The sequence below is a fragment of the Mesorhizobium sp. BR1-1-13 genome (genome assembly GCF_020165515.1).
GTDB lineage: Bacteria > Pseudomonadota > Alphaproteobacteria > Rhizobiales > Rhizobiaceae > Mesorhizobium.
Genome location: NZ_JAIUIH010000009.1, coordinates 26,107 through 48,924, shown reverse-complemented (window position 1 = coordinate 48,924; position 22,818 = coordinate 26,107). Strand labels below are relative to the sequence as shown.

Below are 22,818 nucleotides of genomic sequence, written 5' to 3'. Positions count from 1 at the left end.
GCTCTAGCGGTGCAGTGCGTTGCTGCGCTTAGGGCGGCTGGCTGGATCATCGTTCGCGAAGGGGCCTTGGGCGCTGCGCAGCGGGAGGCTGTGGCGGCGTACCGTGAGGATAATGATAACATGAGGAGAGTGGCATGACAACCGATATCGACGCACGCACAGGTCGTCCTGTTGGCGACCATGGAACATGTTTGCAGGCTATAAACTATGCGCTTGATCATGAAAGAGACGACCAGATTGCGTTCCTTCGTTGCTGGCGCGAAGGCGACTTGAACGAATGGCCGGAATTCTATGTCTGGCTTAATTCCAAAGATGCGAGGAGCGCAGCATGACCCTCCTAAACCCAGCCGCCGTTATCGGCCACAACCACCCCGTCGACCCTATCGACTCCGCCTTGAGCCATATCCAAGACCTGTACGACGAAGCTCTAAACTTCGCGGACGGTGAGCCTATCGCAGATGAAGCAATGCACGACACCGTAACGGCGCTTCGCGATGCTATCCACGAGGCGGGCAAGGCAGCGGACGCATTGCGCGTCGAAGCCAAGAAGCCGCTGGACGAGCAGATTGCAGCCATTCAAGACAGGTTCAATCCGTTCATCCAACCCAAGAAAGGCAAGGTCGACCAGGCCAAGGCATCCTTGGGCGAACTGCTTGCCGCATGGCGTAAAGCGGAGGCGGACAAGAAAGCAGCCATTGCGGCCGCCGCGCGTGAGGAGGCAGAGCGTGCGGCTAAGGCAGCGCAGGACGCCATGCGCGCCAGTGCTGGCAACCTTGCGGCGCGCGAGGAAGCGGAGGCGCTGCTGACCGAGGCTAAGCAGGCAGAAAAGCAGGCTAAACGCGACGACAAAGCGGCTACCGTGGGATTAGGCCTGCGTACCGTATGGCGGTGCACGATGGTGGACGAAGCGGCCAGCCTGGATTGGGCGTACGGGCGCGCACCGGAGCAATTCAAGGCGATGGTGCAAGGCATGGCCGAAGGCGTTGTGCGGGCCGGTATGCGGTCGGTGCCGGGGTTTAAGGTTTGGGAAGAAAAAGTCGTATGAACGCCGCTGGTTGGATTTTCATCGGCTGGATTGCTTTCACCGTCTGGCTCTATTGGAGCGATCTTGGCGAGCCAAGGCCGTTCACACCGAAGTGGTTTCGCTCATGACTCACTCCATAGCATGGCTAATGGCGCCGCACGAATACGAGCCGGACTGGTCGTTATATTGGGCCGATTTAGAATCTCTTGAAGAAAGCATGTTCGACGTCGCGTCGTATGACGACTACTTTGTGGAGGAAGCATGATTGATCGTGAGTGCCCCGTATGTGGCACAACGTTCAAGGTCGAGCCGTCACGCCTTGCGCATGGTCGCGGAGTTCATTGTTCTAAAGAGTGCCAATATGCAGCCAGAAGGGCAGCACCAAAGAAGCCAAAGGTTGCTCTTATATGCATTGGATGCGGCACTGAATTCGAGCGCTTGCAAAGCGAACTGGACGGCCACGTTGGCGGCGGTAAGTATTGCACGCGAGCATGTCGGGACATCCATTGGAAGGGCGACTTAAACCCGAACTGGCAAGACGGTAGTAAGGTCTACAAGCGCGGCCCACATTGGCAGTCGATTAAGCGAGCCATTCTGAAGCGCGATAATTACGAGTGCCAGGAGTGTGGCGCAAGCGGCGGGTTGCACGTCCACCACAAGATACCATTTCGAATGTTCGATGACGCAGATGAGGCTAACCACGATGATAACCTCATTTCACTTTGCCCGCCTTGCCATCGCAAAGAGGACGCCAAGACGAAATGGGTGAAGACGGGTGATGTCATCATCAGAATGGAAGCCGGAAGCTATGCGTGGGAACTCGCACGCAAGATGATGGCAAACGATAACGCAGAACGAAAGGCAGCCGCATGACCGACCAAGTTTTTCTAGATGGAAGAATAACACTGAAGGGCGGTGACTGCCTTGAGGTACTTAAGACGCTGCCTGACTGCTCCATAGAGTCATGCGTCACGGATCCTCCGTACCATCTGACAAGCATCGTTAAGCGTTTTGGCGGACCAAATGCTGCCCCGGCAAAACATGGAACAGATGGCGCGTTTGCTCGAGCAAGCAAGGGATTCATGAATCGCGTTTGGGATGGTGGCGACATCGCTTTTCGAGTCGAGTTGTGGGCTGAAGTCTGGCGCGTACTCAAACCTGGCGGCTACGTGGCTGCGTTCTCTGCGACACGCACTTACCACCGGATGGCATGCGCCATCGAAGATGCCGGCTTCGATATCCGCGACGACATCTTAAATATGCTGGCTACCGATGCTGTGGTCGGCAATTTCATCGACAGTCTAAACGAGGCGCAGGCAGAAGCGTTCTTCAAGTTGATGGAAGAGTCGCAGTTTGGCGGCATGGCGGCGTGGGGGTACGGAAGTGGTTTTCCGAAAAGTCACAACGTCGGGAAGGCAATAGACCGTGAATTGGGCGCGAAGCGAGAGACGGTGCGCGTTACAAACGTGCGCAACCCGAAAGCGACAGGCGGCGGAAAGGATGGTGCGGAGGGCGCTACTCGACCATGGATCGAGGCGGCACTAGAGCGTGGCTACCACGAGAAGGCCGGCGACGATCCAGCCACGCCGCAGGCTGCGGCGTGGAACTCGTGGGGAACCGCGCTCAAGCCAGCGTGGGAACCTATCTGCCTCGCGCGCAAGCCTTTGGTGGGAACTGTGGCCGCCAATGTGCTGGAGCATGGGACGGGGGCGCTGAATATCGACGCCACGAGAGTCGGAACAGAAGGCGGAACGGCCTTTGGCCGTTCCGCTGACAAATCAACTACGGACAGCGTTGGCGGCTATCTGAATGCTAAAGCAGGCGCACCTATCGACGCCGGCCGCTGGCCAGCCAACATCGTGCACGACGGCAGCGACGAGGTTGTGGCGTGTTTTCCGGATACAGCCAGCGGTGGAGCGCCCACGGCTGGTAATCGTAATGGCCTGACGCATGGCGAATTTGCTGGCCGTTCTCTTACCAATCACGGCGCAAATTCCGGCTCAGCCGCCCGCTTCTTCTACACGGCAAAGGCAGACAAACTCGACCGCATCGGCAGCAAGCACCCAACGGTAAAGCCAGTCGACCTAATGCAATGGTTGGTGCGGCTCGTCACGCCCAAGGGCGGCCTTGTGCTGGATCCGTTCGCTGGCTCCGGTAGCACAGGCGAAGCGGCATGGCGCGAAGGCATGCGCTGCATCCTGATTGAGCGCGAGGAAGAATACCAGGCCGATATTGCGGAGCGCCTGCGGCTTGCTGACAAGGGGCCGGCTACCCGTAAGGCACGGGCGATCAAGCAGGTAGCGAATGACAATCTGCCGCTGTTCACCACCCCTGCGCAAGCAGGTGCCGTATGAGCGAACACGACCCCACCGCCTGCCACGTATGCCACCGCCACGCGATCGGCGTTGGCATCGGCTTCACGCACAGCCGCGATACCAATCCCAAGTGGATATGCCACGAGTGCGCACTAATCATTGAGGATGTCCGCCGCGTGAGAAATTTCGACGCCTATGAGATCAAAACGCTGGACCACGTAGACGAAAAGGCCGGCGAGTATGTTGGCGAGTTAGGCAAGACGGACATGGCATCCATGTCGGAGTTGGAGCGCCGCATGCTCTGGAAGACCGTCGTGCAAGAGTTCGGCAATGGGCTGCGTTCGTTGATAAGGGAAGGGGCGCCTTTCTAAAAATAATGAAAAATCCTTAAGTATCGCTTCGACCGCGAACACAAGGACATGTGGGCTAAGGGCTACATTTATCAGCACGGCGAATTGAACCGCCTGTTCCTCGCCTATCGCCGCGGCTTCGCATTCGGCAAGGCCGCATGACCGCCACCGAATTCCGCCAGATACGGCTCCGCTTGGGATTAACTCAGGCGGAGCTTGCAGCCGTTCTGGGCTACCCGATAGCCATGCAGGTTTCAGAACTAGAGCGCACCACAAACCCTAAGCCCGTACCGCGACACGTCGCAATGCTTATGAAAGCCTTTGATGCAGGATACAGAACTGATGAGTGGCCACGTTAAGACGTGCACCAAATGTGGCGAGACGAAGCCATTAAGCGAGTTCTACACGGCCAAACAGAAAAGCGGAACTCTGAAGCACGTCGCAAGGTGCAAAGAATGCACCAAGGCTGCGAATAGAGAGAACGCGCAAAAGAACGTAGCCGCCGCGGTTGAGCGCGTTCGCCAGTGGCGCCTTCTGCCTGGAAATATGGAGCGCAAGAACAAGGGCGAGCGGGAGCGACGCAAGAAGCCGGAGACAGCAATTAAAATTTCTACGTCCAACAAAGAATACAGATCTAGACCTGACGTGAAAGCCGCCAAGAATGCCAAGAGGAAAATTAAGCGACATACCGATGCTGAATTCAGAATGACCGAGAAGCAGGCGCAGCGAGAGTATTATAATCGTCCCGAAATAGTGGAACGTGAACGCATCAAAAGAAAGAAGCGGCACGGAAGTAAGGTATGGCGAGACAAGTTCAACGCAAGACGCAGGGAAAGGTATGCGGAAGATCCTGACTATCTATGCTCAATAAAATGCCGCGCCATGGTTGTGCGAGTTGCAAAGAAAGCATCAACCAAAAAAGATGGCAACACTCATGACATACTTAGTTATTCCGCTCACGATCTAAGGCTTAGGATGGAGTGCCAGTTTCAGCCGGGCATGTCGTGGACCAATTATGGAGAGTGGCACATAGATCATAAGAAACCGATTGCCGCATTCATTGCGCAAGGCATCAAAGACCCCCGCATCATCAATATGCTCTCCAATTTGCAGCCGATGTGGGGAGAGGAAAACCAAAAGAAGAGTTCGGCATGGCCAATAGCCGCGAACGACAATAAGCGCGAATTCGAGAGGGCGGCATAAGATGAACACGAAAGAACTTAGCGCCCTCGACGTGGCAAAATGGTACACCAGCCAAGGCGTTGGAGTATTCCCATGTCACGAGGCTGAAGCCGAGGAAATGGATCCGTCTACTGGCGAATTCATCGTGCGGCCAGAAAAATCTCCGAGAAATTCGAACGGGCTAAAGGGCGCAACCCGCTCCAGTCGCATTGTGGATATTTTCTTTGGCGACAAGTTCCCTTCGGCTGCCGTTGGCGTTCCTACTGGAGAGCCTTTAAATGCATGGGTCTTGGACCTCGATCGCCATGGCGATCGTGACGGCCATGCGTGGCTGGATGAGATGACTGCTATTCACGGGCCGCTGCCACCGACTGCGCGAGCCAGGACGGCTAACAACGGAACGCACATCTTCTTCAAAAATATACCCGGCTTGGGTAATCGCGCCGCAATTGCGCCGGGAGCCGATACGCGATCGACTGGCGGCTATATCGTGGCGCCAGGCTCGCGCATGACGGACGGCCGTGATTATGTTTGGCTGGACAGTGACGGCAACCCGTACTGGCCTGACAAGATTCCTGAGATTGCGGAAACGCCGCAGTGGCTGGTCGACTTGCTCAGCCCAAGGGTCGAACTATCTGAGCCACGCACCGAGTACGTATATCGGCCAAGCTATGGCGGATACGATGACAAACCTTCCCACGCAGAGATAGCGGAACTGCTCACATTCATTAGCCCCGACTGTGGATATCAGGATTGGGTTAGCGTGCTTATGGCGATTCACTCAGCGCTAGGTGCGGATGGGCTGCCGCTTGCCGATGAATGGAGCTCAAATGGCAAAGGATATCGCCGCGGAGAGGTGGCGAGAAAATGGAAGGGCTTCAAATCTGGCGGCATAAATCTTGGTTCGCTTTGCGAACTTGCCAGGCAAGGCGGCGCGGACTTGGCTGCTATATCTAGGCACCACAAGCAGAGTTATGAAAACACTCCGTCAATCGACCCGACAGGCATAGTGGCCAATTACGATGCCAAGAAGGCGGCGCCTAAGCAGTCCGAAAAAACTATACAAACTTCGGGCACTGCACAGCCCACACAACCCAAACCGCGCAGTAAAGAGCGCTTCGAAAAGACATGGTTCGATGAAATCGAGGAAGGCGCACCGAAGGAAACACTGATCAAGGGGTTGCTCGGCGTTGGCGAATACACTACAATTAGCGGTCTGCCAGGCACAGGCAAGTCGGTGATTGTCACCGACATCGCGTGCCACGTAGCGGCCAAAATGGATTGGCATGGTCGCAAGCTCAAAAAGCATGGCTTGGTGGTATATGTCGCAGCCGAGCGCAAGAAGCTAACTGAGCGGCGCATGATGGCCTTCCGCAAGCATCACGGCGTCAAAGACGTGCCGCTGTTGGTGGTTGGTGGCCGGCTGGACTTCACACGCAACCTCGATGATGCAAGGGCGCTCATAGCCCTGATCAAGGAGGCGGAGACCGAAACAGACCTGCCGTGCGTATGGGTGATCATCGACACGCTAACCCGCGTGTTTGGTGCCGGCGACCAGAACGCATCGAAGGACATGACCAAATTTGTGCAGTCCTGTGACGAGATCCTGCTAGCCACACAGGCGCACGTCACGGCCATCCACCACAGTTCATGGTCCGGTGAGCGCGGTAAGGGCGCAATCGATTTGGATGGCGCCGTGGACGCCAGCTACATGGTGAAGAAAGAGCACGGCAAGTACCGGCTGGTGTGCGACGGCACCAATGACGGCGACGAGGGCGATATCCTGGCGTTCAAGATGGAGTCTATCGAGCTAAGTCAGGACGAAGACGGCGAGCCAACGACGGCGCCTGTGGTGGTTAAGTTGGAGCCGGACACCGTGCCCACCAGCGGCACGCTTAAGGGCTATAAAGGCGAGGTGCTGGCGGCATTGCGTACCGCTATTGAAGCGGACGGCATAGAGCCAGAAGGCGAGGCGTTTCCGGAAGACATCAATGTGGTGGATCTCGAGACGTGGAAGCGGCACTTCTACGCCTCCCGCGACATGGCGTCGGTGTCAGTTGCGGCGACCACCAAGAAGCAGTTCCAACGCGCGCCGGAAGACCTGGTGAAAGCAGGGCACGCCAACCAGATCGGGCTTTGGTATTGGGCTGCTTGAGCTATGCGTCTTGTGCATAGCTCGTGTTAGGCAAAAACGCCGCCTTTTGCCCTTGTCCCGGTTTGTCCCGATTTTGTCCCCAAATAAAATCAATAACTTAAGTGCCGAAAAAGACAAGCCGGGACAAAATCGGGACAAAATCAAGCTATGCGCTACACGCAGGGACAAACGGGACAACGGAAAATGGCTTTGTCCCGGCTTTTGTCCCGTTTGTATACAAACGATTTGGGACAAAGCGGGACAAAATCGGGACAGAAAAAGACAATAGTTTTCAATAACTTAACCTAGTCTTGTCCCGCTTGTCCCGATTTTGTCCCGATTATTTATACACCGAACACCACTAGGGACAAAAACCCCCCTTTCTTTAGAAAGGGGTTTTGTCCCGATAGTTTGTCCCTGAAGAAAAGAATAGAAAATGTCCCGCTCCGAAACCACCCGCCAAATCGTCATCGACACCGAAACCACAGGCGTTGATATCCGCATGGACCGGGTTGCCGAGATTGGCGCGGTTGAGCTTATCGACCTTCGCCCTACCGGCCGGACGTTCCATGCCTACATCAATCCCGGTGTGCCGATGCCAGCCGACGCGACTGCGGTTCATGGGCCGACCGATGCCATGTTGGCGGGTTGCTCCTCTTTTAGTGAGGTAGCGGCCAGCCTTGTGGACTTCCTAAAGGATAGCCCGCTGGTAGCGCACAACGCCAGCTTTGACGTTGGCATGCTCAACGCCGAGCTTCAGCGCTGCGGTATGCCAGCCTTGGCAGCCACAGTGGTCGACACGCTGGCCCTTGCTCGCACCAAGTATCCTGGCGCACCGTGTTCGCTAGATAGCCTCTGCCGGCGCTACGGCATATCCACGGCGGTCCGCACAAAGCACGGCGCATTGGTCGACGCGCAATTGCTGGCCGAGGTGTACGTCGAAATTATCGGGCGGCAGTCGGCGTTGGAATTGGTGGCTGTGGAGCGAACAGGCACGGACATAGTCCTGCCAACCCGCCAGCCACTACCCGCCAGGCTAACCGCCGCCGAACTAGCGGCGCACGCCGCAATGATGGAAGTAATCAGGGAGAGACGCATATGACCTGCACCAAAGCAAAAACCAAAGCCAAGACCACCAGCCAGACTGTACGCATCAATGGCGCTCGTGTGCGGCTCATCACGCAAAACGGCAAAGTAACCACCAAAGCGGCGCCGATGCTCGAGGAAGACATGCAGGCGGCCATGGTGGCTCGGCTGCGCAAGATGCCTGAGTACGGCAAACGGTTTCTCTTCGCTGGCGACATGAACGCAGAGCGGCGTGGCCACAAGGCGCGCACTAAGGCGCTCAAGACAGGCATGGCGGCCGGCGAGCCGGATCTTAGAATCTACGGTGAAGGTGGGCGCCTGCTGCTTATCGAGAATAAGGTGGGCAATTCGCCGCTGACGGACAGCCAGGAGAAGCGACATCCGGCACTGGCAGCGATCGGGCATAGGGTTGTGGTGCTTAGGGCGGTTGCGCCAGATGAAGCGGCCAACAGGGCCGTTAGCCTTGTGCGGGATTGGCTTGCGGCTGGACTGGAAAAGATCGCCGCTTAACAATACATATAGCTACGAGACACGAACTACACGCAATATGTGGGGACAATGGATGCTCGGCAGAGTGGTCTTAGGCGAAGGCAATGTGTCGACATGGAGTCGTGCAAAGCTGGACTATCTGTATGCGCTGGCGCATGAATCAAAGGAACATTTACCAGAGTCATCGGCGGTGTACGTTGTCGGCACGATATCACCATCATGCGTTAAGGTAGGTAAAGCTGACAGTCCAGCTAGGCGATTGACTGAACTGCAAACCGGCAACCCTGACGTACTTCATATTCATAGAGTTTTTTGGTTCGACAACTCAAAGATAGCAGAGGAAATTGAGGCAAAGTCGCACGCTATAATCGCAACGAAGAATTGGCGACGATTGACAGGTGAATGGTTCGAGTGCCCTCCGCATGTCGCCCACGATGCGATTGTCCAAGCTTCCGAACACACATCCGTTAGATACTGCGCGCTAACACCGTGCGACGAGGGAATGGCATGAACGACAAACAAATTACCCGCACTGTTGCAGGTGATGGATCCTCGCTGTCGGCGCGTATGACATATGGAGACCACGAACGCGCAGAGGTGCACGCACAGAAGCGCCGCTTGGCGGCTCGCGCCTCAATAGGCAAGGATTGGGACGGAGCGGCAGATAACGACAACGCCGTTAATTGGCCAGTAGGCAAGGCGCTGCTTGCCGAAGGGAATACCGATCTACTGAAATATGCATTGGCATATCGTAAGATATATGACATGGCCAAAGGCGAGGTTCTTATAGGCATTAAAGGCCAGCCAGCGCCGGATATGCAGGTTGTGCGCCAAAGTTGGGTCGACGGCAAAACCGGCGAGATCAAGTATGGTGGAGAGATTAGGATCAAGTCGGCGCCAGCAGATGTTGCGCCAACACGTTCGACGCCGACCAATTCGGAAAGCAAGAAGAATGCCGCGCCAGTCCCTCGTCCGTGGACAGGGGACAGAGCTATCAATGATACGATAGACGCCAGGGAAATGCTTCCGCGCTTACAGGCCGCCGTTGGTTCTATCCTAGAGCCGTTCGAAATGGCGATTGTCGATTGCGCCACATTGCAGGAAGTTGGCAACGCAGCAGGTGTAGCGAATCGCGGTGGAGCCATGGCTGCTGGCCGTGCAATCGTACACATGGGTCTGATGGCGGTAAGTGGACTGTTCGGACACGTCGGATACAAGGATATGGCCGTCTAGCCGGTTGGTGCGCACCAAACTCCTCAAACTACCATAATGTATAGGAAGGCAAACCACATAGTGGTTTGAACATCCAACAGTTTGAGGCAACGGTACGGCTGGCGGTACGCTATAGGCTCGCATGTGTCCGCGCGACGGTCCTCAATCCCATCGCTACCTGGCGCCGCCTCCTCTCGGCGACTTGTGGCGTTACTGCGGCGGGTTGAGGTTCGCTGGATAAAGCGAGAGCCTCCCCGCCGCCTTCAATTCAGTTTGGCGAAGGTCTGGCCAGCGCCGCTTAAGCGGTCCCAAGGTGGATAGCCAATTCAAATGCCGGCATAGCTCAGCAGGTAGAGCGGTGCTTTTGTAAAGCGATGGTCGTTGGTTCAATTCCGACTGCCGGCTCCATTTCAACTCAAGAGGAGAACACTATGAACGCACACGTTGACAGCCCTTGGTTTAACGCCACGCCAATCCCTGACCCTGATGACATCTTCTTTGTTGGTGACATCGTCACCCTACTTACGGGCAGCCCGCTTATGACCGTGCTTTCGGTATGCGAGCATGGTTGCGTTGAGGTGGCATGGTACGACGACCATAAGGGCATGAACATCGACGCCTACCCCGAGGAAGCGTTGGTGCATTGGGATGGTGAGGATGATTAGCTGCACGCTTGGTGATGGCGGTACGGTGTTCGCATGTTGTGATGACGTCGGCATCTAAGCCCGCACACCATGCATGGTACAAGCTAGCCAGATGGGAGCGACGTCGACAAGCGCTGTTCGCAGAGCAGCCGTTGTGCGTCATGTGCTTGTCGCGCGAGGAGGTAACGATCGCAGACACTGCGGACCATGTGGTGCCGCATCGAGGCGACCCCGTTCTGTTCTGGCATGGTGAGCTTCAGCCCCTTTGTACTGCGTGCCACTCACGCGACAAGCAGCGTGAGGAGATTGGCTCGCACGAGCTAGGTGTCGATGCTTCAGGCTGGCCCGTCTGGCGCAATGGCGACTAGGGGGAGGTCAAAAAGTCTCAACCTTGCCAGCCAGGGACCGGCGTGGCCAAGAGAAACGCTAAACCTGTATAAAAAACTTTTCTGGCAGTGAGGAAATTATGGCTGTGCGCGGACGAAAGTCGGCGGCAAGCACGGAAATTACAATAGCCTCTTCCGTAGAGGTTGTAAAGCGCCCTCAGCCGCCAAACGAACTATCACCAGAGCAGTCGGACGAGTGGTGCGCCGTTGTCGAGCGCATGCCTGCGGATTGGTTTCCGAGGGAGACACAAGCCCTTCTTATCCAGTACTGCCGCCATGTCGTGGCAGCGCGCCGTATCTCGCAGCTTATAGCAAAGACCGAGAAGGCCAAGGCGTTCGACGTCGACGCTTACGACAAACTTCTGAAGATGCAGGAGCGGGAAGGCAGAGCGATATCGTCGCTCGCCACGCGCATGCGTATTACGCAGCAAGCAACCGTAAGGGCCGAGCAGGCTCGAAAGCCGGGGCAAATCATTGCGCCATGGGAAGAAGATGGCGAAGAAGACGATTAGCCGCACAGCCAACTGGCGATCAGAGCGAAACATCCGCTGGCTTGAGAAGCATATTCGCATACCGGAGGGCAGGTTCGTAGGGCAGCCGCTAAAGTTGGCGGAGTTTATGAAGGACGACCTGCGCGCCATCTATGACAACCCAAACGGAACGCGCCGAGCCATCATCAGCCGCGGACGTAAGAATGCGAAGACGACCGAATCGGCAATGATACTGCTGCTTCATTTGTGCGGCCCGGAAGCCAAGCGGAATGCGCAGTTGTATAGCGCGGCCCAGTCGCGAGAGCAGGCGGCGATTCTGTTTGAGCTTGCTGCCAAGATGATCCGTATGTCTCCCGTCCTTAAGGAGCACGCTTTCCCAAAGGACAGCGGCAAGCGCATCGTCTGTCCGGGCCTTGGCACTGTATATCGGGCGCTTTCCGCTGATGCGTCGACGGCTTATGGCCTTTCACCATCGCTTACGGTGCATGACGAGCTTGGCCAGGTAAAGGGGCCGCGCTCTTCGCTGTACGACGCCCTTGAGACGGCTACTGCCGCTCAATCCGAACCGCTTTCTATTATCATATCCACGCAGGCGCCAACCGAAAACGATTTGCTATCGATATTGATCGATGACGCAGCAAAGGCCCGCGACCCTCGTACCGTGCTGCGGTTTCAGACTGCACCAGAGGATATGGATCCGTTTACCGAGGAAGCAATTCGCGCGGCAAACCCTGCATTCGATCTATTCATGAACCAAGAGGAAGTCTTGGGCATGATGGAGGATGCCAGGAATATGCCGGCCCGCGCTGCTGAGTTCGAAAACCTTGTCCTGAATCGGCGCGTTGAAACAAGCAATCCATTCGTATCCCGCAAGGTGTGGATGGAAAACGCTGCGGAGCCGAACAGAGATTTCAAGGGACGGCCGGTTTACGGCGGCCTGGATCTTTCGGAAACGACAGACTTAACGGCCCTTGTGCTCGTCGCGCCGGATACAGTTACAGACCCAGAAACTGGCGCGTCTACCGTTGTTTGGGATGTTCGTCCGCACTTCTGGCTGCCCGGCGTTGGGCTTGACATCAAGGCTCGCCTTGATCGCGTCGAATACGACGTATGGGCGCGCGACGGCCTTTTGGACGCAGTGGCCGGGTCGAAGAGTATCGAGTACGAATTCGTCGCTGAGTATCTCCGGGAAGTGTGTGACGATTACGATGTCAGGCAAATTGCCTTTGACAGATCGTACTTCAAGCACCTCCGCCCGTGGTTGGTGAAGAAGGGCTTCGATGACGAGGAGATAGAGGCCAAGTTCGTCGAGTTCGGGCAGGGCTTCGTGTCGATGTCGCCAGCACTGCAGACGACTGAGACCCTGCTGCTGAATAACCGCATTCGTCATGGCGACCACAAGGTTCTTACCATGTGCGCCGGTAATGCGGTCGTCAAGAAAGACGACGCCGGCAATAGGAAGCTAACAAAGGTTGGCAGCCGCGGTCGCATTGACGGAATGGTGAGCCTTGTCATGGCGCTTGCAGTTGCAGAGCAACACTTGCCTGACGAAACAAACCTGGACGACTTCGTAAACAACATGATCACAGTGACCTGGTAGCGCCGGGCGTGGTGAAGGAGAAGCCATGGCGTGGTGGAACGGGTGGCTAAGTCGCCCCATTGACCTTAATGCCGATAGCGCGCCGTTCTGGCGCGGGTTTTTTGGGTTAGGGACTACCAGCGGTGAGACGGTTACGTTCGACACCGCCATGCAGCTTGACGCCGTTTGGGCTAGCGTGAACCTGATACGCAACGCGGTCATCGCGTTGCCGTGCATGGTTTACAAGGATGACGGCGTTACAATCGATAGCGATAATCCGCTTTACGAGTTGCTGCACGACCTGCCAAACCTTGACGACACCGCAAGCGACTTTTGGTCGATGGCTGCGCTGTGTCTTTGCCTCGATGGCAACTTCTTTGCTGAAAAGAAGATGTCCGGCACTAGGCTTACCGGCTTGGTTCCATTGCACCCGCTTAGTGTTGACGTATGTCGCGACGAGCGGAATAACCGTTACTATGAAGTGACGGAGCGCATGACTGCCAATGGTAAGAAGGGCGGCAGGCGCAAGATTCCGGAAGATAGGATGCTGCACGTTCGCGGCGCCGTGCTTCCCGGCTGTGACCGCGGCATTTCCCCGATTGGCATGGAACGTAACATCATCGGCAATGCGCTTGCCGGTGAGAAGTCGGCGGCCAAGTTGTACAAGGGCGGTCTGATTTCCACGACATTCCTGATGTCGGATCAGGTTCTTAAGCCAGAACAGAGAAAACAGATAAGCGCGACGCTTAACGGCGTTGTCGGTTCGGAGAACGCAGGCGGCGTTGCCGTTCTAGAGGCCGGCTTGACGCCTCACGCGATGAGCATCAACCCCAAAGACGCGCAACTTCTCGAGGCCAGGCAGTACAGCGTTGAGCAGATTTGCCGCATCTTTGGCGTTCCACCGGTAATGATTGGCCATGCGGCCAACGGAACAACCACTTGGGGCAGCGGTATCGAGCAATTGATACTGCAGTTTGTAAAGACGTGTCTTGGTCCGCTGGTTAAGAGCATTGAATCTGCGATTTATCGCGATTTGTTGACGCCGGCCACGCGGAAAAATACTGTTGTAAAGTTCAACATGGAGGGACTCCTTCGCGGCGATAGCCAGGCGCGGGCTGAGTTCCTGTCCAAGATGGTTGGTGCCGGCATTTATCACGTCGATGAGGCCCGCGCCTACGAAAACAAGGCGCCCACCAAGGGTGGCGACCGCTCAATCGTCAACGGCACGATGACGCCGCTGGATAAACTCGGCGAGGCGCCGATAGCCGGCGCTGCAAACAAAAATGAACAGCCAAAACCGGCCGAAACGCCGTTGAAACGCGCTGCATAGGGAAAACTAATGCGATTTGAGCATCTATTGGACGCCTTCATGGCGGATCCATGGGCTATTCAGCGCGAGAAATTGGGCGTTTTGGCCGACATTCTCGTTGCCCGCGCCGAAGGCGAAAAGCTGTTTTCGACGGAGTTTGCCGCGGCTGTTTCTGATGCGCGAGCCAAGGAAATCGCCGAAACTGACGGCAAGGTGGCCGTTATTCCGGTTTATGGCGTCCTGGCTAACAAAATGGACGCCTTTTCCGCAATGTCGGGCGGCACGAGTTACGCAGGCATCAAACGCCAACTGTACGGCGCGCTGTCTAATGAGGATGTCAAGGCGGTTGTGCTGGACATTGACAGTCCAGGCGGCTCTGTCCCCGGCACTGAGGAGCTTGCGACCGAGATTCGCAAGCTGAGAGGCGGCGACAAGCCGATAATCGCGCAGGTCAATAGCCTGGCGGCAAGTGCGGCTTACTGGATTGCCTCGAGCGCTGACGAGATCGTGGTGACTCCTTCGGGCCGCGCAGGTTCGATCGGTGTTTACACCGCGCATGATGACGTTTCGGCCGCGCTGGAGAAGCGTGGCATTAAGCGCACGTATATTTCAGCAGGTCCGCATAAGGTTGAGGGCAACGAAACGGAGCCGCTTGGCAAGGATGCGCTGGCGCACATTCAGGATGGCGTAAACCATTCCTATGGCCGCTTTCTGGCTGCCGTCGCTGAGGGGCGCGGCACTACGGTCGGCAAAGTCGAAGACGGCTATGGCGGCGGCCGCGTATTTTACGCGTCAGCCCTTATGGACCGTGGCATGGTCGACCGAATTGCGACGCTGGATGAGACGCTGGAGCGTTTTGGCGCAGACACGCAGCCGTCATATGTGCGCCGTGTGAAGGCCGCCAATCAGGCTCGCGCTGAAGCCGCGCGTGTGCTGGCTGCCAAGATGTCGGCGGGCGAACAGATTACAGAACGTGAGTTTGAGCATGGCATCAGGGGACTGATGGGCCTGTCAAACTCTGAGGCAGAGCGGGCCGCTCGGCTCTACCTCAAGAAGGATCAGGGGGAACCTGATGTCGATGCGGACACACTAGCTGCGCTGGATCGGGTTTTGGCGACCGCGCGCACATTCCCCCTAGCAAAATAAAGGAGCCATTAGATGGCTGATAATGCACTTGCCGATAAGATCGGCGAGCTTGGTACTTCGCTTGCCTCCATCAAAGAACAGGTTGGCAATCTCGGTGCTGATTTCACCGAAAAACTCAAGGCAACTGGTGCCGTTTCGGACGAACTGAAGGCAAAGGTCGATAAGGCCCTGACCGAACTTGGCGAGGCTACAACCCGCGTTGGCGAACTCGAGAAGCGCGCCGCACGCGAGAAGGATGTTGTCGAGTCCGCCGCTATGGACCTTGGCGACCATCTTATCAATTCGGAGCAGTTCAAGGCTACCGACAAAACTGGCGGTTGGCGCGGTGCGATCCGTGTTGGCGTCGAGCGCGCTGACATCACGTCTGGCAACACCACGGTTGGCGCCGGCCGCTCTGCCGGTACCTCGCTGGTCCCCGGCGCTCGCGTTCCGGGCATTGTCGCTCCTCCGAACCGTATGCTGACGATCCGCGACCTGATTGCGCCCGGCCAGACAACTTCTAGCTCGGTCGAGTACGTCAAGGAAACGGGCTTCACCAACAGCGCCCGCCCTGTGACTGAGGGTACCACGAAGCCGAAGTCTGACCTGACCTTCAACCTGCTGACCACGCCCGTCCGCACGATTGCGCACATCTTCAAGGCTTCGCGCCAGATTATGGATGATGCACCGGCCCTGGCCAGCTACATCAATGCGCGCGGCACGTATGGGCTGAAGTATGTTGAGGAGACCCAGCTTCTCAACGGCAACGGCACCGGCCAGAACCTTAACGGCATTCTGCCGCAGGCGACGGCATTTGCGCCTGCGTTTAATGCCTCGGATGAAACTCCGATCGACCGTCTGCGCTTGGCCATTCTGCAGGTTGTCCTGGCCGAGTATCCGGCGAGCGGCGTCGTGCTGAATCCGACCGACTGGGCGCGCATCGAACTGACCAAGGATAATGAGGGCCGCTATATCGTCGGCAGCGCTCTGTCTCCGATTGGTCCGACGCTTTGGAGCCTGCCGGTTGTTCAGACGCAGGCGATGGCTGCCGGCGAGTTCTTGACCGGTGCGTTCAACCTCGCTGCGCAGATCTTCGACCGCATGGGTGTTGAGGTTCTTCTGTCGACCGAGAATTCGGACGACTTCGAGAAGAACATGATGACCCTGCGCATCGAAGAGCGCCTTGCGCTGGCGGTCTATCGCCCCGAGGCCATGGTCGCAGGCGACATCGACACCATTACTACCGCTGCGTAAGACTTGGAAATAGCCACGAAGATGCCTATATACTAGGTAGTGCGAACCCCGCAGGGACTGGAATCCTTGCGGGGTTCTAACCAGACCGAACATTTGGGGTTCGATTGTGGCTACCATAAAGCGTAAGGCGATATTTCGCCAGCGCAACTGCAAAACATGCGGATGCGAGTTTCTTAGCCGTTCTTCGAAGAAAATATATTGTGACGAATGCGCGCGCGCCAGAGAGCGAGCGCAAGACCGTGAGCGCGCGGAGAAAAAAGCAAGAGTCCGCGGCGTGAAGGCCATAGGGTCAATCCAGGTTTGTAACAACTGCGGGTCCAGATTCGCTCTAGAAATTAGCTCGATGAAATATTGCGAGCCATGTCGTGACGATCGCGTCAACCGATGGAAGAGAGAACGACGAAAATCGGATGAGAAGTTCGATTTGGTCGCTAGAATTAGACGCGGCATTAACTCATGTTTGGGGAATGGGAAAAAGGCGTTTAGGACATGGGAGTCCTTGGTAGGGTATACTTACCTTGAACTAAAGAGCCATTTAGAAAAGCAATTCCTTCATGAGATGGCATGGGACAATCGAGACAAGTGGGAGGTAGACCACATTGTACCGGTTGCATCCTTTGAATTCCAGACAACTGAATGCCCAGAGTTCAAGGCATGCTGGGCATTGACAAATCTTAGGCCGATTTGGCGAACGGCAAATAGACGGAAGAAGGACAAGCGCCTCTTCTTAATTTGAGGTGCATATGAGAATCCAAGCCCTGAAGACCCTTCTTGACGGCAGCACTACCACGAGGAAGGGGACGATCTACGAGGAAGAAGACCTCAAGGCGCGCGAACTCATCGGCATGGGCTATGCGGTTCATCTTCCGGAGCCGGAGGAATCGGTAGCGGCGCCAATTGCATTCCTTGCCTCCAATGATAACAAGGATGAGCGTGCCGACCCTTTTACGGCTCCCCTGACTGGTTTCCGCGATGGCTTGGAGCAACCTGCATCATCGTTGCAGGCGGACCAAGCGCAGCAGAAGCGGACTTACAGGAAGCGCGCGGCAGGCACAAAGTCATAGCCGTAAACAACGGCTATCGGCTCGCACCTTGGGCCGACGTTCTTTACGCATGTGACTATGACTGGTGGGCGTATAACCGCGGTCGAACTGACTTCGCCGGATTGAGGATTGGCGGCGATGTGCGGGACGGCAAGTGGGGCATCAGGCCGGTAAAAATAGACAGCAACCGCGACGAAATCCTTGTGCACAAATTCGGCACGATAGGGTCAGGCGGTAATTCCGGTTTCCAGGCCATGAACTTGGCTGTGCAGTTCGGCTGCCGAAACATTATTCTTGTCGGTTTTGACATGCATGACCGTGACGGGATCCACTGGCACGGCAAGCATGACGGCAACCTGCGCAATCCAACGCGCACATCTTTAGCGCGCTGGCGTGGCGTGATTGACGCGCAGGCCGAGCCGCTTAGGCGCATGGGCGTTCGCGTTCTGAACGCTAGCACGATTAGCGCGCTGACTGCTTATCCAAAAATGACATTTGCCGAAGCCCTTGCGGCTGTAGAGGAGCAGCCACATGTCGCTTGTTGATATTGAACTGGCAAAAAAGCATCTTCGCATTGATTTTTCTGATGACGATGACACGGTGACGCTCTACCTCAGCGCAGCGGAAACCATCATCACAGAGTATCTTGATCGTCTGGTCTACGCGAGCGACGGCACAGCGCCAACCGGTGACGACGGAACGGCGATGGAAATTACGCCTGCTGTGACGGCGGCCATTCTGCTTTTGCTTGGCGACCTTTACGAAAACCGTGAAGCGGATACGGACGCGACCGGCGACGCCGTACTGCCCAAGGCAGTCAGGGCTTTGCTTGCGCCCTATCGCGTGTGGCGCGTTCTCTCTGAGGGCTGCTAATGGAAAGGCGGCCGCTATTCATTCGTGGTATGTTTGGCCTCGGCGACAACCTGCATCAGCGGGCGGTCGTCCGGCAACTGATGAAGCGCTTCGACGTATATCTCGAGAGTTCATGGGTTGCGCCATATCATGACCTGATTGCGGATGGGCTAAAGGTTCTGCACAAGCGCACATCGTTGCGCACGCAAGCCAAGAACGCCGATCGCGAGCGGGGACTCTTTTGGCGCGGTAGCGTTCCTGTCGCAAGACAGATGCAGATTTCATACTCACCCGACTTGGTGCGCGAATGCGGGTCGGTCCTGGCGGCTATGTGTAGGACCGCCGATGTTGACTACGGCACGGCTGACTTCCGCCTGCCAATACCTGCAGAGTGGCGAGTAAAAGCTGAACGGTTGATTGACCTTTGGCAACCGACGAAGCCGATCATGATTTATCGGCCGCTCGTTGAGCGCACGGAATGGGGTGGCTGCAAGAACCGCAATCCAGACCATGACGCATATGCAGGGTTGTTCGCATCGATACGCGATAGGTTCTTCGTGGTGTCTGTGGCTGACCTAGCACCTGGCAAGGAGTGGATGGTTGGCCATCCGGTCAAAGCCGACGTCGAGTGCCATGCGGGCGAACTTGATTTTGAGACGCTTGCGGCGCTGTTTTCGCTTTCCGCCATGGTTTACGCATCGCCCGGCTTTGCCGTCATCTTGGCGCAAGCGGTAAGCACGCCAGTCGCGTGTGTTTTCGGCGGCTACGAAGACTCGTCGTCCTTCTTGGGCGGCGCACGTTATTCGCCATATCTTGGCATCGATCCAATCAAGCCGTGTTCCTGTTTTAGTCACAAGCATGATTGCGAGAAGGGAATAGACATTGGCGCCGCAACCAAACTTCTACAATCCTTTGTCGCTGAAAATACCAGCAGTGACGCAAGATAAGATTGGCGTCCAGCCGATCGACAAGACTGGCCTGAATACCAGGTTCATGAACGCTGGCGAACTTGAAGCGGTAGTAGCGCTGGCCAGATTGGCCAAGCCGCGCGTCGTCATTGAGTTCGGCGTCAACGAAGGGCGGACGGCAAAGGCCATTCTGCAGAACGTCGACGGCATCGAGCGTTATGTTGGCATAGACGTGCCGCATGGCTACGTCACGGACAAGAAGGTGCAGCGCAGAGAAGTGCCCGCACAGCCGGCGCACTTCGCGCTTGACGACCCGCGCTTCCGGTTGCTCGTCGCGCGCCACGGCTCGCATGACTTAGCGGCACAAGACCTGCCCAAGTGCGACTTCGCCTTTATCGATGGCGATCATGGTGAGGCGGGCGTCGTCAATGACACCGCCCTTGCCGTGTCGCTTGTGCGGCCCGGTGGGATTATCGCATGGCATGATTATCACCACCTTGGCAGCGTCGACGTCAAAGACGTGCTGGAGGAGTACTATGATGCGGGTCGCCCCATAAGCCACGTAGAGGGCACGTGGCTGGCGTTCATGAGGGTTTAGCCGTGTGGGTTCGCTTCACCGCCGACTATGATTACCGCCAACCGGGTTTCACCATCGCCTACAAGGCCGGCATGGAATGCAACGTCACGCAGCGGTGCGCGACGCTAGCAGTGCTTGCCGGCGCGGCTGTAAGGCTGCGGAAAGCCAACAAGACTGAGGAGCCTACCGAATGGCCAAGCGAAGTGGGGCAGGCTCTCTCAACGCCAAGGTGACGTTCGCCAAGAGGGGCGACTTGACCGACCCATATGGCAATACCACTCCAGGCGCGGGAGCGTGGGAGGACCAGTACACGTGTTCGGCACGGCTACAGCCTCTATTCGGCTCTCTCCTGAATGTGGAAGACGTTGGCGCAGCCCGGCTATCCGCCAAGCAACCGTACAATCTCATCGTGAGGAATTGCGCCGCAATTCGCGCCGTTCTCACTGATTGGCGAGTCGTGGATACTAGACGCGCGCAAGACGCCAACGGCGCTACTCCCCGCGTTTTCAATATCAAGACCATAGTCGACCCTCTGGAAAATTCGCAGTGGGTGGAGATGCTTATCGTTGAGGGTGATGCCTCGTGACGATTCTTGGCTTGGCCAAATTAAACGCGAAGCTCAAGGCGCTACCGAAGGCGGCCGAAACGGCTATCAAGGCGGCCATGGCGCAGGGCGCCGACGAAATTATCGCGCTTATGAAGTCCTTGGTTCCAGTCGATAGTGGCGACCTCAAAGACAGCATTGCGTGGACGTGGGGTAAGGCTCCGAAGGGTGCGCTTAGCCTTGGAACGGTGACGTCCGTTGACGGCAAGCTTATTATCACGATCTATGCCGGCAATGCGGACGCCTACTATGCCCGCTGGGTTGAGTTCGGCACCAAGGCCCATATTGCAGGCGGCAGATTTGCAGGCGCGCAGATACCGGCAGTGCCTGCGCATCCTTTCTTCTTCGTGAGCTTCCGGGCGCTTCGCAAGCGCACCAAGTCCCGCATCACCCGCGCCATTAACAAGTCAGCAAAGCAGGTGGCCGCAAGTGGATCCAGTTCTTGACTTGCAGGGCGCTATTATAGCGCGCCTGCGTGCCGACGCGGGCGTGACGGCGCTAGTAGGCCAGAAGGTGTACGACGTTCCTCCTGCCTCGGCTGTTGAGCCATACATAAGCATCGGCCCAACCAGCTATCAGGAAGAATACACGGATTGCGTCGTAGGCGGCGAGGTGTTCATCCAGATTGATGCCTGGTCGACACAGCCGGCACAGTCTGAGATGCGCGCTATCGCGCACGCGATACGCGCCGCTATGCGGGCCGATTTCACACTTATGGATACAGCGCTCGTTTCACTAGAGCACTGGCGCACCGACTATCTGGTTGATGGAACGTCCATGCACGCATCCATCCGGTTCACCGGATACGTGGAAGAACAGTAAGCAACCACCACCAAAACGCACAACCAACCGGCCGCCATGTGCGGCCTTTTTTCATATTGAAAGGGCCACAATGGCACAGGCTTCCACGATCAAAGGCGGGAAAATCCGCATTCTTTTGGGTGATTCGGCTTCTCCAGAGGTGTTTACGGCACCGTGCGGAATGACCCAGCGTGGACTCACGCTTACCAAGGCACTCAACGACGTCGTGATTCCGGACTGCATCGACCCCGACAAGGTTTCTTGGCTCGGCCGTGACGCAGCCTCACTATCGATGTCTATTAGCGGCCAGGGCGTTCTTGCGTCCGAGTCGATTGAGGCTTGGCTTGATGCCGGCGAAAGTATCGACTCGGTGAGCGCCAAGGTGGAAATTGAATTCCCGGCCACCACTTACACGTATACCGGCAAGATGCACGTTGAGTCGCTCGAGATTGGCGCCAACAATGGCGAGCGCGCAACCATCACCATCAGCATGCAGTCCGATGGCGAAATGGTCCGGACGTCTGTCTAATGGCTCGCGACGCGCGCGTTGAAATGGATTGGGCGGACGGCACATATGCCTTCCGCCTTGCATGGGGTCAGTTGTCGGAGTTGCAAGAGAAATGCGATGCCGGTCCATATGTCGTACTGGGTCGGCTTCAGACCGGCCAGTGGCGCGTAGAAGACGTCAGCAACGTCATTCGGCTTGGTTTAATAGGTGGCGGTCTTGAGCCCATCAAGGCACTAAAGTTGGTGCGCACATATGTGGAGGACAGGCCTCCAATGGAAAGCGTCTTGTATGCGCATGGCATTCTTTCTGCCGCGCTTCACGGCGCGCCGGAGGAAGGAGTGGGGGAAACGTCAGGGGAGGCGTCGAAAAACTTGACGACCTCCCCAATGGAAAACTCCGCCTTGGACTGATCTATGGAACTGGCGCCGTGATGAGCTTTACACCACAGCAGATAAACGAGATGTCTGTGTGGCAGTATCTGTCGGCGGTTGATGGCTTCATCAAAGCCAACTCGTCTGACGACAACGCGCTTAGCGCAAAAGAAGTCGATGAACTTTGGGATTGGTTGAGGGCCTAGTCTAGGCCTGCGGCTTTTTTGAACAGGGCGCGCGCAACATCTGCGTCATGAGATGCTTTCGAAGTAATTTGGCGGCATGTGTCATAGTCGCCAATGTAGTCCTTCCGCCTCTCGGCATCTGTCCTCACTTGATCCACAATCAAGACGGCGTCGCTGCGGGACTTACCGCCCGCCAACAGGTCGTTGAGCATGATCGTCTGATATGTGTCGTATAGTGCTGGCAGGCCTATTGCGCGCCCGCATAGCCGGTGGGCCACGATGGCCGTCATGTCAGCATCTACCATGGCCTTGGCCGCAATAGATGGGTCTGACGCAAGTGCCGTAGTCGGCAGTAGCAGCGCGGCAATAAGCAAAATCCGTTTCATAGC

Annotated in this window: 28 protein-coding genes and 1 tRNA gene; 28 read left to right on the top strand and 1 reads right to left on the bottom strand. The window is 56.7% G+C overall.

From position 1 onward, the window contains the following. Nucleotides 1-134: 134 nt before the first annotated feature. From LB533_RS20480 to LB533_RS20340, 28 genes are all read left to right on the top strand, one after another. Entirely contained in the window at nt 135-332 is a 198-nt protein-coding gene (locus LB533_RS20480; protein ID WP_224678108.1) for a hypothetical protein, read from the top strand. Beyond that, nucleotides 329-1,045: a hypothetical protein gene (locus tag LB533_RS20475; RefSeq protein ID WP_224678107.1), complete on the top strand. Its 717-nt coding sequence runs from the start codon at nt 329-331 to the stop codon at nt 1,043-1,045. Before LB533_RS20480 ends, LB533_RS20475 begins: the two co-directional genes overlap by 4 nt. 240 nt (nt 1,046-1,285) lie before the next feature. Next, nucleotides 1,286-1,897 carry an HNH endonuclease gene (locus LB533_RS20470; RefSeq protein ID WP_224678106.1) on the top strand — a complete coding sequence of 204 codons (612 nt, stop codon included), beginning with the start codon at nt 1,286-1,288 and terminating at the stop codon, nt 1,895-1,897. Further along, nucleotides 1,894-3,378 carry a DNA-methyltransferase gene (locus LB533_RS20465; RefSeq protein ID WP_224678105.1) on the top strand — a complete coding sequence of 495 codons (1,485 nt, stop codon included), beginning with the start codon at nt 1,894-1,896 and terminating at the stop codon, nt 3,376-3,378. The genes LB533_RS20470 and LB533_RS20465 overlap by 4 nt, the downstream gene beginning before the upstream one ends. Continuing rightward, nucleotides 3,375-3,710 carry a DUF6511 domain-containing protein gene (locus tag LB533_RS20460; protein WP_224678104.1) on the top strand — a complete coding sequence of 112 codons (336 nt, stop codon included), beginning with the start codon at nt 3,375-3,377 and terminating at the stop codon, nt 3,708-3,710. Before LB533_RS20465 ends, LB533_RS20460 begins: the two co-directional genes overlap by 4 nt. A gap of 321 nt (nt 3,711-4,031) precedes the next feature. After that, complete coding sequence (locus tag LB533_RS20455) at nt 4,032-4,892, top strand: hypothetical protein (protein WP_224678103.1); 861 nt, start codon at nt 4,032-4,034, stop codon at nt 4,890-4,892. 1 nt (nt 4,893) lies between these two features. Continuing rightward, nucleotides 4,894-7,026 carry an AAA family ATPase gene (locus LB533_RS20450; RefSeq protein ID WP_224678102.1) on the top strand — a complete coding sequence of 711 codons (2,133 nt, stop codon included), beginning with the start codon at nt 4,894-4,896 and terminating at the stop codon, nt 7,024-7,026. A gap of 415 nt (nt 7,027-7,441) precedes the next feature. Next, on the top strand, nt 7,442-8,107 hold the full coding sequence (gene dnaQ / locus LB533_RS20445; protein WP_224678101.1) for a DNA polymerase III subunit epsilon: 666 nt from the start codon (nt 7,442-7,444) through the stop codon (nt 8,105-8,107). Beyond that, on the top strand, nt 8,104-8,601 hold the full coding sequence (locus LB533_RS20440; protein ID WP_224678100.1) for a VRR-NUC domain-containing protein: 498 nt from the start codon (nt 8,104-8,106) through the stop codon (nt 8,599-8,601). Before dnaQ ends, LB533_RS20440 begins: the two co-directional genes overlap by 4 nt. Next, nucleotides 8,528-9,091, top strand: coding sequence for a GIY-YIG nuclease family protein (locus LB533_RS30200; RefSeq protein WP_411970903.1), 564 nt, complete (start codon nt 8,528-8,530; stop codon nt 9,089-9,091). Before LB533_RS20440 ends, LB533_RS30200 begins: the two co-directional genes overlap by 74 nt. Further along, a complete protein-coding gene (locus LB533_RS20430; protein WP_224678098.1) occupies nt 9,088-9,813 on the top strand; it encodes a hypothetical protein in 726 nt (241 codons plus the stop codon). The genes LB533_RS30200 and LB533_RS20430 overlap by 4 nt, the downstream gene beginning before the upstream one ends. Before the next feature lie 311 nt (nt 9,814-10,124). Next, a tRNA-Thr gene (locus tag LB533_RS20425) sits at nt 10,125-10,200 on the top strand. Nucleotides 10,201-10,223: 23 nt separating this feature from the next. Beyond that, a complete protein-coding gene (locus tag LB533_RS20420; RefSeq protein ID WP_224678097.1) occupies nt 10,224-10,457 on the top strand; it encodes a DUF2158 domain-containing protein in 234 nt (77 codons plus the stop codon). A gap of 445 nt (nt 10,458-10,902) precedes the next feature. Beyond that, complete coding sequence (locus LB533_RS20410) at nt 10,903-11,334, top strand: hypothetical protein (RefSeq protein WP_224678095.1); 432 nt, start codon at nt 10,903-10,905, stop codon at nt 11,332-11,334. Next, on the top strand, nt 11,315-12,913 hold the full coding sequence (locus LB533_RS20405) for a terminase large subunit (RefSeq protein WP_224678094.1): 1,599 nt from the start codon (nt 11,315-11,317) through the stop codon (nt 12,911-12,913). The genes LB533_RS20410 and LB533_RS20405 overlap by 20 nt, the downstream gene beginning before the upstream one ends. Nucleotides 12,914-12,938: 25 nt before the next feature. After that, nucleotides 12,939-14,222: a phage portal protein gene (locus LB533_RS20400; protein ID WP_224678093.1), complete on the top strand. Its 1,284-nt coding sequence runs from the start codon at nt 12,939-12,941 to the stop codon at nt 14,220-14,222. Between the two features lie 9 nt (nt 14,223-14,231). Beyond that, the gene (locus LB533_RS20395; RefSeq protein WP_224678092.1) at nt 14,232-15,347 is read left to right on the top strand and encodes a S49 family peptidase; all 1,116 of its coding nucleotides are present in this window, start codon (nt 14,232-14,234) and stop codon (nt 15,345-15,347) included. Nucleotides 15,348-15,359: 12 nt separating this feature from the next. Beyond that, on the top strand, nt 15,360-16,580 hold the full coding sequence (locus LB533_RS20390) for a phage major capsid protein (protein WP_224678091.1): 1,221 nt from the start codon (nt 15,360-15,362) through the stop codon (nt 16,578-16,580). A 743-nt stretch (nt 16,581-17,323) separates the two neighbouring features. Beyond that, nucleotides 17,324-17,644, top strand: a complete 321-nt coding sequence (locus LB533_RS20385) for a hypothetical protein (RefSeq protein WP_224678090.1) — start codon at nt 17,324-17,326, stop codon at nt 17,642-17,644. 119 nt (nt 17,645-17,763) lie between these two features. Further along, complete coding sequence (locus tag LB533_RS20380) at nt 17,764-18,168, top strand: hypothetical protein (protein ID WP_224678089.1); 405 nt, start codon at nt 17,764-17,766, stop codon at nt 18,166-18,168. Further along, a complete protein-coding gene (locus tag LB533_RS20375; RefSeq protein WP_224678088.1) occupies nt 18,155-18,496 on the top strand; it encodes a head-tail connector protein in 342 nt (113 codons plus the stop codon). Before LB533_RS20380 ends, LB533_RS20375 begins: the two co-directional genes overlap by 14 nt. Further along, the gene (locus LB533_RS20370; protein ID WP_224678087.1) at nt 18,496-19,422 is read left to right on the top strand and encodes a hypothetical protein; all 927 of its coding nucleotides are present in this window, start codon (nt 18,496-18,498) and stop codon (nt 19,420-19,422) included. The genes LB533_RS20375 and LB533_RS20370 overlap by 1 nt, the downstream gene beginning before the upstream one ends. Further along, a complete protein-coding gene (locus LB533_RS20365) occupies nt 19,409-19,981 on the top strand; it encodes a class I SAM-dependent methyltransferase (RefSeq protein ID WP_224678086.1) in 573 nt (190 codons plus the stop codon). Before LB533_RS20370 ends, LB533_RS20365 begins: the two co-directional genes overlap by 14 nt. 169 nt (nt 19,982-20,150) lie before the next feature. Further along, nucleotides 20,151-20,546: a head-tail adaptor protein gene (locus tag LB533_RS30195; RefSeq protein ID WP_224678085.1), complete on the top strand. Its 396-nt coding sequence runs from the start codon at nt 20,151-20,153 to the stop codon at nt 20,544-20,546. Next, the gene (locus tag LB533_RS20355) at nt 20,543-21,010 is read left to right on the top strand and encodes an HK97-gp10 family putative phage morphogenesis protein (protein ID WP_224678084.1); all 468 of its coding nucleotides are present in this window, start codon (nt 20,543-20,545) and stop codon (nt 21,008-21,010) included. The genes LB533_RS30195 and LB533_RS20355 overlap by 4 nt, the downstream gene beginning before the upstream one ends. Next, nucleotides 20,994-21,386, top strand: coding sequence for a DUF3168 domain-containing protein (locus LB533_RS20350; protein ID WP_224678083.1), 393 nt, complete (start codon nt 20,994-20,996; stop codon nt 21,384-21,386). The genes LB533_RS20355 and LB533_RS20350 overlap by 17 nt, the downstream gene beginning before the upstream one ends. A gap of 70 nt (nt 21,387-21,456) precedes the next feature. Beyond that, complete coding sequence (locus LB533_RS20345; RefSeq protein ID WP_224678082.1) at nt 21,457-21,894, top strand: phage tail tube protein; 438 nt, start codon at nt 21,457-21,459, stop codon at nt 21,892-21,894. Then, the gene (locus LB533_RS20340) at nt 21,894-22,283 is read left to right on the top strand and encodes a gene transfer agent family protein (protein ID WP_224678081.1); all 390 of its coding nucleotides are present in this window, start codon (nt 21,894-21,896) and stop codon (nt 22,281-22,283) included. The genes LB533_RS20345 and LB533_RS20340 overlap by 1 nt, the downstream gene beginning before the upstream one ends. 163 nt (nt 22,284-22,446) lie before the next feature. On the opposite strand, the gene LB533_RS20335 is transcribed toward LB533_RS20340, so the two are convergent. After that, nucleotides 22,447-22,815, bottom strand: a complete 369-nt coding sequence (locus LB533_RS20335) for a hypothetical protein (protein WP_224678080.1) — start codon at nt 22,813-22,815, stop codon at nt 22,447-22,449. Nucleotides 22,816-22,818: the final 3 nt, after the last annotated feature.

Bases quoted from the DNA above. Each gene is read 5' to 3' on its own strand.
- LB533_RS20375 (WP_224678088.1), top strand. From the start codon at position 18,155: ATGTCGCTTGTTGATATTGAACTGGCAAAAAAGCATCTTCGCATTGAT.
- LB533_RS20335 (WP_224678080.1), bottom strand. From the start codon at position 22,815: ATGAAACGGATTTTGCTTATTGCCGCGCTGCTACTGCCGACTACGGCA.
- LB533_RS30200 (WP_411970903.1), top strand. From the start codon at position 8,528: ATGAAGCGGCCAACAGGGCCGTTAGCCTTGTGCGGGATTGGCTTGCGG.
- LB533_RS20480 (WP_224678108.1), top strand. From the start codon at position 135: ATGACAACCGATATCGACGCACGCACAGGTCGTCCTGTTGGCGACCAT.
- LB533_RS20455 (WP_224678103.1), top strand. From the start codon at position 4,032: ATGAGTGGCCACGTTAAGACGTGCACCAAATGTGGCGAGACGAAGCCA.
- LB533_RS20430 (WP_224678098.1), top strand. From the start codon at position 9,088: ATGAACGACAAACAAATTACCCGCACTGTTGCAGGTGATGGATCCTCG.
- LB533_RS20395 (WP_224678092.1), top strand. From the start codon at position 14,232: ATGCGATTTGAGCATCTATTGGACGCCTTCATGGCGGATCCATGGGCT.
- LB533_RS20390 (WP_224678091.1), top strand. From the start codon at position 15,360: ATGGCTGATAATGCACTTGCCGATAAGATCGGCGAGCTTGGTACTTCG.
- dnaQ (WP_224678101.1), top strand. From the start codon at position 7,442: ATGTCCCGCTCCGAAACCACCCGCCAAATCGTCATCGACACCGAAACC.
- LB533_RS20370 (WP_224678087.1), top strand. From the start codon at position 18,496: ATGGAAAGGCGGCCGCTATTCATTCGTGGTATGTTTGGCCTCGGCGAC.
- LB533_RS20385 (WP_224678090.1), top strand. From the start codon at position 17,324: ATGAGAATCCAAGCCCTGAAGACCCTTCTTGACGGCAGCACTACCACG.
- LB533_RS20440 (WP_224678100.1), top strand. From the start codon at position 8,104: ATGACCTGCACCAAAGCAAAAACCAAAGCCAAGACCACCAGCCAGACT.
- LB533_RS20475 (WP_224678107.1), top strand. From the start codon at position 329: ATGACCCTCCTAAACCCAGCCGCCGTTATCGGCCACAACCACCCCGTC.
- LB533_RS30195 (WP_224678085.1), top strand. From the start codon at position 20,151: ATGGCCAAGCGAAGTGGGGCAGGCTCTCTCAACGCCAAGGTGACGTTC.
- LB533_RS20400 (WP_224678093.1), top strand. From the start codon at position 12,939: ATGGCGTGGTGGAACGGGTGGCTAAGTCGCCCCATTGACCTTAATGCC.
- LB533_RS20460 (WP_224678104.1), top strand. From the start codon at position 3,375: ATGAGCGAACACGACCCCACCGCCTGCCACGTATGCCACCGCCACGCG.
- LB533_RS20340 (WP_224678081.1), top strand. From the start codon at position 21,894: ATGGCTCGCGACGCGCGCGTTGAAATGGATTGGGCGGACGGCACATAT.
- LB533_RS20410 (WP_224678095.1), top strand. From the start codon at position 10,903: ATGGCTGTGCGCGGACGAAAGTCGGCGGCAAGCACGGAAATTACAATA.
- LB533_RS20420 (WP_224678097.1), top strand. From the start codon at position 10,224: ATGAACGCACACGTTGACAGCCCTTGGTTTAACGCCACGCCAATCCCT.
- LB533_RS20465 (WP_224678105.1), top strand. From the start codon at position 1,894: ATGACCGACCAAGTTTTTCTAGATGGAAGAATAACACTGAAGGGCGGT.
- LB533_RS20405 (WP_224678094.1), top strand. From the start codon at position 11,315: ATGGCGAAGAAGACGATTAGCCGCACAGCCAACTGGCGATCAGAGCGA.
- LB533_RS20450 (WP_224678102.1), top strand. From the start codon at position 4,894: ATGAACACGAAAGAACTTAGCGCCCTCGACGTGGCAAAATGGTACACC.
- LB533_RS20345 (WP_224678082.1), top strand. From the start codon at position 21,457: ATGGCACAGGCTTCCACGATCAAAGGCGGGAAAATCCGCATTCTTTTG.
- LB533_RS20470 (WP_224678106.1), top strand. From the start codon at position 1,286: ATGATTGATCGTGAGTGCCCCGTATGTGGCACAACGTTCAAGGTCGAG.